The following is an 11655-nucleotide window of genomic DNA, read 5'->3' on the forward strand; positions in this document are numbered from 1 at the left end:
AATTATGAAATTTAGAATTAATTCTTTTCGGTTACATTTATTATCTTGATCTAATCCATTTAATAATATAAAACATAACAAACAGTTAACTAAAAACACTAAAAGAGAAACAAATGAAGAGATCTGTCGTCTTACTAATTGCTATACCATTATCGGCATTTGCAGTTTATGGGCTATTTTTTAATGCAGATGAAACGGGCGAACCTATCGCGCCTGTTGCTATTGATTTTGTTCCTATTGATTTACAAAAAACGCGCAATACACATCCCCCTGCACCTATTGATATGAGTAAAGATCCAATTACCGTTAAACCTATTATTACCCCTGACAACAGCTTACCGTTTGAAGAATTTGATGCCGTAAATCGCCTATCCGACAAAGCAAAGCAAGTGCTTATAAACGCAAAAGTTTTACCTACCGACTTACATAACGAGGCCTATATTGAGTTTGATTTAAATTCTTTACAGGCGTTAGAGACTGGCGAAAATTTTGATTTAGCTATTCCGCAAACAGCCGAAACATTCACCGCAGAAGTGACTAATGTGGTTGAGTCTGAAAATGGCGATAAGAGCATATTTGGCAAAATAGTGGGTGTTGATGGCCGCATGCATAATACCGTTTTAACGGTAGGTAAAGATGCCGTATATGGTCAATTTACTGCGCCTTCTGGCAATTATGTATTCGAAAGTAAAGGTAAGTACGGATGGATTGCAGCAAAACGCGATTTATATAAAAGCCACATAGAGCATGATGTAACCGCACCAAAACCCAAATCAGATAAAAGCATCGATATATTTGCACCAAAAATTGATGGCTAACCAATAATCAAAATATAAAAAACAACTAAAGCCGCACTATAGGGCAGCTTTAGTGTGTCTGCTTTTTATGAGATCAACCAAGTTAAAAACAAGTTCCAACCACAACAAGAGTAAGGAAATACAATAATGAAAAAAGTAATCACAACAACCGCACTGGCTGCGGCATTATGTGCAGCAAGTGTTGCACAAGCAGAAACAATCGATATCGGTATTTTATATACCGACCAATCAGCTGCTGCAACTAGCAATATTGACACTAAAATAAATCAACTAATTGCTTTTAGTAATCAGGTATATAGCCAAAATGGCGTTGATATAACACTACGCTTAGCTGGCAAACAAAACTTAGGTGACTATGCAGTAACGCCGTCTGAGGATTGGTTAGATTCGGTTACAAATAGCAGCTACGTAGATGGTTTACGCAGCGATTGGAAAGCCGACATGATTGCCGTATTAGGTACTGGTCAAAGTGCTGGCAATGGGCTTATTTCATGTGGTTTAGCATGGGTTGGCCAAGGCACTAATGGCAATCTATACAGCTCAATGAGCAGCCGTATGTACTCAATCACTGCAATTGATTGTGGTGCAACTACATTTGTACACGAACTTGGTCATAACCAAGGTTTAGCGCATTCACGCAAACAAGGTGATACGTCTGGCGGTGTATATGTAGATGGCATGGGTCACGGCGTACAAAACGAGTTTGCAAGTATAATGGCTTACCCGCACGTTTACGGTAGCGCTACTCAGTACGATTACTTCTCTAACCCTGGCTGGAGCGTAAACGGTATTGCATTTGGTATTACAAACCAAGCGCATGCAATTCGCACAGTTACTGCTACAAAAACAAGTATTGCTAACTTTAAATAAGCTGCCCAATAAAAAAGTGGGCTAAATAGCCCACTTTATAGTTTTAACATGTTCTTCCCTGCAGAGCGCTTACGCGCTCTTTTAGATTAAGCTAATGCACAACGATTTTTTGCTTAATTGCTGGCATTAATGTTTTACCATTGCCGTCTACTTTGTTTAACAATTTAAGTCCCATCACTTTTGCAAGTACTGGGTAAATATCAAGGTTATTTACTTCTTTAAGGCTTACACCTTGTTTAAATGCAGGGCCTACAGCAATAAATGATGCTGCCATATCCTCGGTATATGCATAACCGTGAGTCCCTAAATAGGTTGGTTTTTTACCATTGGTAAATACCGCTGGCGCTGTAGTTTGCACCACAATATCGCCTACGCGAGTGCCTTTATTGTAATGATACGCTGCTAATTGCTCGTCAGTTAATACTGTATAACGACCGTTTGACGCATCTCGTAAACGTGCTTTGTAACCTTCAATATCAGCGTTTTTAGCATCCGGTTGGGTATAAATAAGTAAACGTGGGCCAGTATTTTTAACTAAAAAGTTTTCATCTTGAGGCAGTGTGGTTACATCAATGCTTTTATCTGGATCTATACTCGCCATACCATGATCCGAGACAATAACTAAGTTTACCTCTTGCTCTAATTTACTTAAGCGAGTTTGTAATTGCCCCATTAATTCATCAAGCTGTTTAACTGCATCACGCGTTTGTGGTGCGTCTGGCCCAAATTCATGGCCCATGCTATCAACTAGCGAAAAGTAACTCGCAATAAAACGTGGGCGCTGTGCTTTTGGTAAGCTTAACCACTGAATAATTTGATCAACACGGCTTTGGTAATCGCTGTATTTAGAATAGTGATAAAAGTAATCTGGTGTCATGCCGTTAAATAATGCATCTGACTCAGGCCAAAAATAAGTAGCCGATTTAAGTCCCTGCATTTTGGCTAAATTCCAAAGCGGAATACCCTTTACCCATGTGCTATCGCCCAATGCTTTGCCCATGCTGTAACAGTCGTTTTTACGCGCTTTATCACAAAAGCTATTATCAACAATGCCATGGTTTACTGGCAGTAAGCCCGTAATAATAGAAATATGGTTAGGAAACGTTTTAGTTGGATAAACAGGTATTAGCTTTTGTGCGCGAACACCGCGCTCGGCCATTGCTTTTAAATTTGGCGCGCCGTGTTTTTCAATATAATCCCAACGCAGGCCATCAATTGATACAAGCACCACAGTTTGCTCTTTTGCAGCAAATGCGCTGTTCATTCCTAACATTAGGCAAATTGATACTGCCTTTAAAATCCACTGTTTCATTATAAACACCTATAAATGCACAACAATTACTCAAAAAATTATTTTAAAGCAAGTTGTTACTTTATGATACAAACTGATAGATTAAACCCTGTATATTAAAGACAAATGACTATGTGCTAAAAACTATGCCAGTCATCAATTGTAAAAAAGGACAAGTATAAAGATGACCATAGATTTTAGTAAAAAAATAACGCCAGCACGAATGTACCGCACAACCTCTAACTTACAGATGGCGCTAGAAAGCGACCGTGGCCGTATTATTAACAGTGCCGCTATTCGCAGGCTGCAGCAAAAAACACAAGTGTTTCCGCTTGAGCGTAACGCAGCTGTTCGTTCGCGCTTAACTCACTCGCTTGAGGTACAACAGGTTGGTCGTTTTATAGTGCAACGTATTTTTGCTAATTTAAGCTACCAACAGCAAAAAGATTACGGCTTAACCGACCTAGAACGCCCGCTAGAAAGCTTAGTAGAAATGGCCTGCCTAATGCACGACATAGGCAACCCACCGTTTGGGCATTTTGGCGAAGCGGCTATTAACCACTGGTTTAATAACAACCTAGCAAGCGTAACACCCGAGCGCTGTAAAGAACCAAACACCGGTATAGGTGTTGTTTTTAAACACCTTGCGCTTGATATTTGTAACTTTGAGGGCAACGCTCAAGGCATACGTATAATTCATTCTTTGCAAACGCTTAATTTAACCTACAGCCAAAGTGCTGGTATTTTAAAATACACTCGCCCTGCTGGGCTTGATGTAAAAGACATACCCCAAAATAAAAACTACTTAATGAAAAAAGTGGGTTACTACTACAGCGAAAAAAACTTTGTTGAAGCGCTACAAAAAGAGCTCACTATTGAGCCTTACTGCCGCCATCCTGCAAGTTACATAATGGAAGCCGCCGACGACATTTCGTATTGCCTAGCCGACATAGAAGACGCCGTAGAAAAAGACATAATAAGCACTGAGTTGCTGTGCGAAAAACTTAAAAGTAGTTACAAAAAAGTATTAATAAACCTGTTAATCGACGACGCTCAACATCAAAATTTTGTAGACAAAGCAGTAGACTACGCACTAGAGCGTGCACAAGCACAACCCTATAATTTTAATAGTGAATTTTTTATATACTTGCGGGTTGCATTGCTACATCCGCTAGTAAATCACGCCGCAAAACGCTTTATCGAAAATATAGAACCTATTTATCATGGCGATTTTAACCAAGCGCTTTTAGAAGATAGAAGCCATCTACATGCAGTAACTAAAACACTAAAGCAGGTAGCGCTTGAGCATGTATTTTCAAACAAAGAAGTCGAAAAATTAGAGCTACAAGGGTATCGCATAATTAATGGTTTGCTCGATTGCTATAAACCATTACTGCTACTAAACAAGGATGACTTTAAGCGTGCACTAAATGGCGATTCACGTTTATTAATAGAGTCGCGACTTGTTAAAAAGCTCTCTAAAAAGCACTTAAATAGTTACCAACACGCAATAGATGCGATGCAAGAAGAGCCCGATCACTTTGCGGCATACGAGTTTTATTATCGTTGTAGATTAATCCAAGATTATATAAGCGGTATGACCGACCAATTTGCTTACGATGAATATCGCAGCCTTATGGTTATTGATTAGTTGTATTACTCTGGATAATTTTTAATTTTGCGCTTAAAATCAAACTATTAATATTTAAGCGCGCATAACTTCATGATATCAAAACTAATTAGATTTACCCTTTGCTTTGCCTTATTTTATAGTGCGCAAAGTGCTGCATACAACGAAGCTATGTGCATTTTAATTAAACAAGAAATACAGCAAAATAGTAATAATAAAGCGAGTCAAAAATATCGTAAAGCTGCGCGTGATTACAAAAATAACTGTAATAAGCCAAAAGAAATTCAAGCACAACCTAAGCCCCAAATAATAGAGCCTGAACCGACTATTATTACTCAGCCACAACCTAAAATTGTTGAACCTGCCCCTGTAATTAAACCCACTGAAGAAGCTGTTAAAGAAAGCATCAACGAGCAAACCCTTAATTTAACTAATGATCAAAAACAACAAATAAACGATCAGCTAAATACCAACAGTAACGAAATAGTAATTGATGCAGAGCCAACAAAAGCAGCACCCGAGCAAGTAGTTACAGAGCAAAAAAACGAAGCTGTGATAGAGCAAGTAAAACCGGCAACGCCAGAGCAAAACGTTCAACCTACGCCTGAAAAGCCTGTACCTGTAAAACCAGCAGCAGTGTTAACTAAACCAGCGCCAGTAATTACGCCGCAACCTGTAGCGCAGAGCCCAAGCTCGTTACTTTTACCCACTTTAATACTTGTTATAGTGGTACTTATTGGCGCTATGATAGTCGTGCGCCTGCGCCGTGCAAAACAAAGCAAAGCGATGGCAGAACCGACTATAGCGGCTCCACCTAAAGTTAAATCAGAAAAAATTGCTACGTCAGCTAAACCTGAAATTAAAGCAACAAAGCCTGCACAAACAACAAAAGAGCCAAAGATTGAGCCTGTCGTCATTAACGAAGCAACTCAAAATAATAAAGCAGTTGAGAGCAGCGTAGCGACAAATGAAGAGTCAGTGGAACCTACTAACACAGCGCAAAATACTGATATTGAACATACAACAACGCAGATCTCAGATGAGCAAAACAACGTAGTTACTCCATCGCAAACAAGTGAAATTGAGTCTGCACAAATGGAGCCAGCAGATACTTTAGAGCAAACAAGTACCGCTACGTTTAACGAAGTAAAACAAAAACCTGAACCTAATACCGCCGAGTTTGAAGCCGCCGCCAAAACAACCTTAGAGCGCATTAAAAATGCCAGCAGCTTTAATGAGCCAGAGGTACGCGACTTTGACCCAGATGCAAAGCCTGAAAAAAAACAACGTAAGCACCATACAGCGCAAGTAACGGAATCTGCGCCAATAGAAGCTGAACATAACACTGTAGAGCCGGTTATTAGTACTCCCGAGCCAGTAACAGCGAGTGAGCCGGTTATAGATTTACACGCTCCAGAGCAAATATCTGACGCCCAATCGACTACGTATACAACCGAGCAAGACTTTAAAGAACCAGAGGTGCGTACATTTAACCCAGATGCACCATTACCTGGTGAAAAGCCGACGCCTAAAAAAGAAGACGCGATACCTGAGCAAGCACAAACAACACCGCTAGTTGATGAGCCAGTAATTGAGCCTAAAAAAGCGGACAGTAACAATCCATTTGCTAACTTATCGTTAGACTCAAGCTGGGATCCTGACTCGGCTGAAAAGCCCAAAATAGAAGAGAAAAAACGCGCGCCTAAATCGCAAGCATTAATAGATGCAGAAGAACGCGCTAAAAACATGCAAACCAAATAGTAAGTTTTAAAGTAGCGCCTCATATTTGAGGCGCAGTTTTAGTAACCAAATAATTAACTGCTTTTTTACCGTATTACTTACACTCTTATCCTATCCTAAAATGCGCCCTAGTAATTAGAAGCTTCACTCCTCGCGCAAACAAGCTCAGCGCCTAGTGCAATATTCAAGCTTAAGAGTCTTTTGTAAGCCTACAACTTGTTGACGCGATGGGTGCAGAGCATACATTTAACAGGTGGTATTTTTAGACTGGAGTTTACGGCTACGTTATCCGTAGCCTTAAATTAAAGTAACTTGGTCAACATGCCCTAATTAAAAGTCCTAGTTAACAGCCCTAGCGGTACGTTTATTTTTAAGCTTTAACCCGCCAATTAATAGCAGTGGCCCTATAAACATGGCAAGGCCATACACGCCACCGGTGACCGCGTATTCTGGTTTATTCAAAAAGCTAATAGCAATTAAAATAGCTAACGATGCATTTTGAATTCCAACCTCAATTGAAAGCGTCAGCGAATCAGTTAAATTTAATTTTGAACACTTAGCAATTAACCAACCAACAACCATTGAACCAATATTAAGTGCTATGCACGCCCAAAATACATCGTTAAATGAGCTAACTAATAAATCGCGCTCTTTTATTACTAGTGCTGCAATCATCATAAGCATAAAAAACAACGAGAAGCGTCTAAAAAACGGCTCTGCTTTAATGGCAAAATCACTTTTAAAGTGACGTAACCAAATGCCTATAGCAACTGGCACTAAGGTAATAAAAAATAGCCCTAATGAAGTAATTAAAATAGAGAAAGTAGCATCGTCTGCTGGGGCAAACTGGCTCATAGCAAAGCCAATAATAAACGGTGTGGTTATTATACTAATTGCGGTAGAGGCAGCGGTTAAACTTACCGAAAGCGCTAAATTAGCTTTAGCAAGCTGGCTTACTACATTTGACATAGTACCGCCTGGGCAGGCAGCTAATATCATTAAACCAATAGCTATAGGCGTTGGTAGGTTAAGTAAATAACACAGCCCTAATGCTAATAAAGGCATTGCTACAAGTTGGCCTATTAAACCCATAACAATGGCGAGCGGGCTTTTAAATAGACGAGTAAAATCGTTTGTTGTGAGCCCAAGACCCATACCAAACATAATAAGTGCAAGGGCGAGCGGAAGTATTACTTCAGTTAATATAGATGCATTCAAATTAGACAGCCTCGTTTGTTATTGTTTTTAATTGGAGTGTTAATTTTTAAGTTAACTGTATACCAATTCGCTTAATTAAGTGATCTATTTTGAGGATAGAAAAACGTGTTGATAGCTAGGCAAAAAATTCGCTATTTAGTTGTTCTAAATGAGAATTTTTTAACACAGGTAGCGACACGTTTAGCCCCGCAAAATGATTAAGTATTATTGCGGATTGGTATAACGCCCCTTTACAATAAATCCTAATGCTAGAAGCATTACTTATTTAAAATAGTAGCAATGCGTTTACCCAGTTCTGAAAGTACATCTTGCTCAAACCATGGATTCTTTTTAAGCCATATATTATTGCGCGGACTCGGATGTGGAAGCACTAAATAATTTGGCCAATACTCACGCCACGATTTTACTAACTCCGTAAGTGGCATTTTTTTAGTCTCCGGTAAATGATACGCCTGCGCGTATTTACCTAATACTATTGTCAGCTCAATATTTGGTAGTGCAGCCAATAATTGCTCGCGCCATGCTGGGGCACATTCTTTTCTCGGTGGTAAATCACCCGACTTCCCCCTACCCGGGTAGCAAAAGCCCATAGGTAAAATTGCTATATTATTAGCGTCGTAAAATTCATCACGTGTTAGCCCAAGCCATTCTCGTAGGCGGTTTCCGCTTGCATCGTTAAACGGCACGCCTGTTTCGTGAACTTTTATACCCGGTGCTTGGCCTGCGATTAAAATACGTGCGTTTGGGTTAAATTGTATTACAGGTCGAGCCCCTAAAGGTAAATGAGGATCACAGATCACGCATTTACTAACTTGGTCTATTAATTGGTGACTATTCATGTTTATTTGGCCTTAAATGCTTAATTTTCATCCTAAATGGCCATTTAGGATAAATGAGTTGGTAAAAAATCGGTTTATTTTATCTAAAATGGCGATTAGTTAGTAAAATCCTGATCTTTAAGCCTAAATGCCCTACAGCCCTTATAGTACCTAGTGTTCTTTCGCCCATACCGCAAATTCGTTACCACTTGGTTCTGTAAAGTGAAACCGACAACCGCCAGGAAACTCAAAAATAGGTTTTAATATTACTCCGCCAAATGTCTCTACTTTTTTAAAGGTTGCGTGTATGTCGTCGCTATAAAAAATAAGTAATGCTGCCCCATACTGAGTTAGTGATTTTAATGGAGCCTGAAAAATCCCACCATCTAACCCCTGCCCACTAAACGCCGTGTATTCTGGGCCGTAGTCAGTAAACTGCCAATTAAATACATGACTAAAAAAGGCCTTAGTTGCGGGTAAGTCGCATGCAGGAAACTCTACGTAATTTAGTTTTTCGTGATCGCTCATCGTTATTTCACTCTTTATTTTTACTCAGTTTATTAACCTTAAGCTTTACATGCAGCCTGTGCAATATCATTAAACAATAACAGATCAGTATTTTACTAAGTAATCTGAACTCTGGATAATAAATCTATCTCGAGCAGCTATTTTCAGCGCTAGAGAAAATAAATTTAAATATCACCATAATTCAATACGTATAAAACCTGTTAACCAAGGTTCAGGTTAAGTAAGAAGGATAATTTACTAAAAGTTAGCCGCCGTAAATGAGAATAGCTATCTTTTGTATTTGTAACATATATAATAGCGCCTTTGTTTTATCCTCAGCTTTAAATAAAGGGATTAATTAACTATGCAGGCACCTTTGCACAGTGCGCCATTCGATAAGGTTAACGTAATTGCGCTTATAGTAAAAAGCGTAAGCAGTTATCGAGTTTTGGTATTTTTACGTTTTTTTATTGCCATAATTGGTGGCTATGCCTTTACCTCTGCAAGTACTGCGTTATTAAGTTTTGTATTGCCAATAGCTAAGCAAGACGCTGTACTGTTTAGTGTTTCAATCAGCATTTTAATTTATGCCGTAGTATTTATTTATGCCTTTAGCGTTAAATCATTAAGAAAAATTTGGATCAGTATTTTACTAAGTACAGGTGCGTTTATCGGATTGCTTGTATTACTAAAGGGTTGGGTATGAAAGACAGCTTTTTCAGATCGATGACTTGGTTACACACTTGGGTAGGGTTACTCGTTTGTTGGTTATTATATTTAATATTTTTTGCAGGAACACTTAGCTTTTTTAGAGACGAAATAACGCTGTGGAATCAACCTGCCATACATAATGTACAAGCCCAAACACAGCGTATAGAAGCGCAAAAACAACAAATAATTACAGGGTTCGATTACTTAGCTAACCATGGAGCTAACTCATCAAGCTGGCGTATTACATTACCTGAGCCGCGTATTCCTTATTTAATTTATGGTTATGCAAAGCCAAAAGAGCCAGGCCAGCGCCGCAGCCAGTTTAAAAACACACAGTTAAACCCTAATACCATGAAAGAGCTTGAGCCCTTTGTAGATACTAAAGGTGGTAACTTTTTTTATCGGCTGCACTATGATTTACATTACATGGATGCAATAACCGCACGCTGGATTGTGTGCTTTGCTAGCTTTTTTATGCTAATTGCCATTATATCGGGTGTGGTTATTCACAAGCGTATTTTTAAAGATATGTTTAGTTTTAGACGTAATAAAGGTAGCCGTACGTGGTTAGATGCCCACAATTTAAGCTCTGTGCTTGCCCTGCCTTTTCATTTAATGATTACTTACACGGGCATGATTACGCTCATATTTATGTTGTTTCCCTACCCTGCGCAAACGTCTTACGATAACGGCATGCGTGGCTTTTTTAACGATGTAACCCCTCGCAACACCATGACCGATAAAGCCCAAGGCGAATCGTCAATGGTGCCGATTCAAAGCATTTTGGATCAGGTTTATACTAAGTGGCCTCATGCAGATATTACTCGCGTACAAGTTAACCAACCAAATATGGCAGCTTCAACAATTACCGTATTGGTAAGCGCAGGTAAAACACTGCGTGACCAAGCACCACGCTTAATATTTAGTGGTGCTACAGGGCAAATGGTTGCTAAAACTGATGACGAGCTAACTAGTAGCAAAGCGCTTTACGAATCACTTAATTCAATGCATACAGGGCGTTTAGCTACGTGGTTACTGCGTTGGTTATACGTATTAGGCGGTATTGCAGGCTGTGTAATGATTGGCTCTGGCTGTATTATGTGGGCTAAGCGAATTCGCGAGCGAACTAAAAATAACGTTAAACCTTCGTTTGGTTTAAAACTAGTTGAGGGGTTAAACCTAGCCACTATTATGGGACTACCACTGGCAACGTGTGCATTTTTTATTGCTAACAGACTACTTAGCCCAACTACCGCAGAGCGCGCCGATAAAGAAATACTCGCGTTCTTTTTAACATGGCTAGCGGTTGCTCTTTTAGCACTTATAAAGCGCGACACACTGCAATGGCGAGTTATGGCAGCTATAAATGCTGTTGCATGTTTAAGCGTACCGGTTATTAATGCACTTACAACTAACGGTAATATAGTTAGCTATTTGATGCACAAACAGTGGGCTTTATTTACTTTTGATGCACTGTTTTTGTTATTTAGTATATTATTTTTTATACAAACCGAAAAATTACGTACTGCTAAAAACAACTCAAAAATAATCAGCCCTAACCAATCTAATAATCTTAAAAGGCAAAAATCATGATTGATTTACTTGGTTTTAGTCTGTGTTTGTTTGGTTTTAATGGTTTTGCACTGGCTAAGTTTAATCATTTTAAAGATGTATTTAAAAAACGCCCTACAGAATTACAAAGTAAAAGCCTGCTATTTATTGCTTGGATCAGTATTTTACTAAGCTTAGTACTTTGCGTAGCAACTCAAAGTGGTTATGGCGCGTTACTATTTTGTGGGTTTATGAGCCTAAGTGTCTTAATTATAATGGTTTTTTATAACTTTTTAGTAGGCTACGTAAAGTGGTTTAGTGTTTTAAGCGCCTTATTAATTGTACTTAGCGGTCTATTTTTAGCGTTAAACTAGCCTTAGTTAGTAAAAACGTGATCCGTTACTTTCCCATAGATTAGGGCGTGTTGATCTTTGGTGGGTGAATTTGCAGCAGACTGTTTGGTATTTAGGCAAGGCAGAGCCTATGTAGTGTGGTTATTCC

General features: G+C 39.1%; 11 protein-coding genes. 7 read left to right on the forward strand and 4 right to left on the reverse strand.

Annotation, left to right across the window (positions count from 1 at the left end; translation table 11 throughout):
- Positions 1–113 precede the first annotated feature (113 nt).
- On the forward strand, positions 114–818 hold the full coding sequence (locus GQR46_RS09385; protein ID WP_165740796.1) for a hypothetical protein: 705 nt from the start codon (positions 114–116) through the stop codon (positions 816–818).
- A 126-nt stretch (positions 819–944) separates the two neighbouring features.
- Positions 945–1688 carry a zinc-dependent metalloprotease family protein gene (locus GQR46_RS09390; protein WP_007583576.1) on the forward strand — a complete coding sequence of 248 codons (744 nt, stop codon included), beginning with the start codon at positions 945–947 and terminating at the stop codon, positions 1686–1688.
- Between the two features lie 91 nt (positions 1689–1779).
- Here the strand turns inward: GQR46_RS09390 and GQR46_RS09395 are convergent, their stop codons facing one another.
- Complete coding sequence (locus GQR46_RS09395; protein ID WP_165728810.1) at positions 1780–3000, reverse strand: ectonucleotide pyrophosphatase/phosphodiesterase; 1221 nt, start codon at positions 2998–3000, stop codon at positions 1780–1782.
- A gap of 163 nt (positions 3001–3163) precedes the next feature.
- Here GQR46_RS09395 and dgt point away from each other — a divergent pair, with 163 nt between their 5' ends.
- On the forward strand, positions 3164–4630 hold the full coding sequence (dgt, locus tag GQR46_RS09400) for a dGTPase (protein ID WP_007583580.1): 1467 nt from the start codon (positions 3164–3166) through the stop codon (positions 4628–4630).
- Between the two features lie 72 nt (positions 4631–4702).
- Positions 4703–6370, forward strand: a complete 1668-nt coding sequence (locus GQR46_RS09405) for a cell surface protein (protein ID WP_165740797.1) — start codon at positions 4703–4705, stop codon at positions 6368–6370.
- 318 nt (positions 6371–6688) lie between these two features.
- Here the strand turns inward: GQR46_RS09405 and GQR46_RS09410 are convergent, their stop codons facing one another.
- The 3 genes from GQR46_RS09410 to GQR46_RS09420 form a co-directional block, all read right to left on the reverse strand.
- Complete coding sequence (locus GQR46_RS09410) at positions 6689–7567, reverse strand: bile acid:sodium symporter family protein (RefSeq protein WP_101216036.1); 879 nt, start codon at positions 7565–7567, stop codon at positions 6689–6691.
- A gap of 257 nt (positions 7568–7824) precedes the next feature.
- Entirely contained in the window at positions 7825–8406 is a 582-nt protein-coding gene (locus tag GQR46_RS09415; RefSeq protein WP_165740798.1) for a uracil-DNA glycosylase family protein, read from the reverse strand.
- A gap of 150 nt (positions 8407–8556) precedes the next feature.
- Complete coding sequence (locus GQR46_RS09420) at positions 8557–8913, reverse strand: VOC family protein (RefSeq protein ID WP_165740799.1); 357 nt, start codon at positions 8911–8913, stop codon at positions 8557–8559.
- 343 nt (positions 8914–9256) lie between these two features.
- On the opposite strand from GQR46_RS09420, the gene GQR46_RS09425 reads away from it, so the two are divergent.
- From GQR46_RS09425 to GQR46_RS09435, 3 genes are read left to right on the forward strand one after another with little or no spacing between them, the layout of a single operon-like run.
- Positions 9257–9598 carry a hypothetical protein gene (locus tag GQR46_RS09425; protein ID WP_165728812.1) on the forward strand — a complete coding sequence of 114 codons (342 nt, stop codon included), beginning with the start codon at positions 9257–9259 and terminating at the stop codon, positions 9596–9598.
- Positions 9595–11196: a PepSY-associated TM helix domain-containing protein gene (locus tag GQR46_RS09430; RefSeq protein ID WP_165740800.1), complete on the forward strand. Its 1602-nt coding sequence runs from the start codon at positions 9595–9597 to the stop codon at positions 11194–11196. Before GQR46_RS09425 ends, GQR46_RS09430 begins: the two co-directional genes overlap by 4 nt.
- Positions 11193–11528, forward strand: coding sequence for a DUF3325 domain-containing protein (locus GQR46_RS09435; RefSeq protein ID WP_165728814.1), 336 nt, complete (start codon positions 11193–11195; stop codon positions 11526–11528). Before GQR46_RS09430 ends, GQR46_RS09435 begins: the two co-directional genes overlap by 4 nt.
- Positions 11529–11655: the final 127 nt, after the last annotated feature.

This window comes from Pseudoalteromonas sp. Z1A6 (assembly GCF_011378745.1).
GTDB classification, from domain to species: domain Bacteria; phylum Pseudomonadota; class Gammaproteobacteria; order Enterobacterales; family Alteromonadaceae; genus Pseudoalteromonas; species Pseudoalteromonas arctica.

What these genes read in the sequence shown, in the direction of transcription:
- GQR46_RS09385 (WP_165740796.1), top strand. Translation starts at nt 114, where the DNA reads ATGAAGAGATCTGTCGTCTTACTAATTGCTATACCATTATCGGCATTT.
- GQR46_RS09415 (WP_165740798.1), bottom strand. Translation starts at nt 8,406, where the DNA reads ATGAATAGTCACCAATTAATAGACCAAGTTAGTAAATGCGTGATCTGT.
- GQR46_RS09430 (WP_165740800.1), top strand. Translation starts at nt 9,595, where the DNA reads ATGAAAGACAGCTTTTTCAGATCGATGACTTGGTTACACACTTGGGTA.
- GQR46_RS09425 (WP_165728812.1), top strand. Translation starts at nt 9,257, where the DNA reads ATGCAGGCACCTTTGCACAGTGCGCCATTCGATAAGGTTAACGTAATT.
- GQR46_RS09405 (WP_165740797.1), top strand. Translation starts at nt 4,703, where the DNA reads ATGATATCAAAACTAATTAGATTTACCCTTTGCTTTGCCTTATTTTAT.
- GQR46_RS09420 (WP_165740799.1), bottom strand. Translation starts at nt 8,913, where the DNA reads ATGAGCGATCACGAAAAACTAAATTACGTAGAGTTTCCTGCATGCGAC.
- dgt (WP_007583580.1), top strand. Translation starts at nt 3,164, where the DNA reads ATGACCATAGATTTTAGTAAAAAAATAACGCCAGCACGAATGTACCGC.
- GQR46_RS09390 (WP_007583576.1), top strand. Translation starts at nt 945, where the DNA reads ATGAAAAAAGTAATCACAACAACCGCACTGGCTGCGGCATTATGTGCA.
- GQR46_RS09395 (WP_165728810.1), bottom strand. Translation starts at nt 3,000, where the DNA reads ATGAAACAGTGGATTTTAAAGGCAGTATCAATTTGCCTAATGTTAGGA.
- GQR46_RS09435 (WP_165728814.1), top strand. Translation starts at nt 11,193, where the DNA reads ATGATTGATTTACTTGGTTTTAGTCTGTGTTTGTTTGGTTTTAATGGT.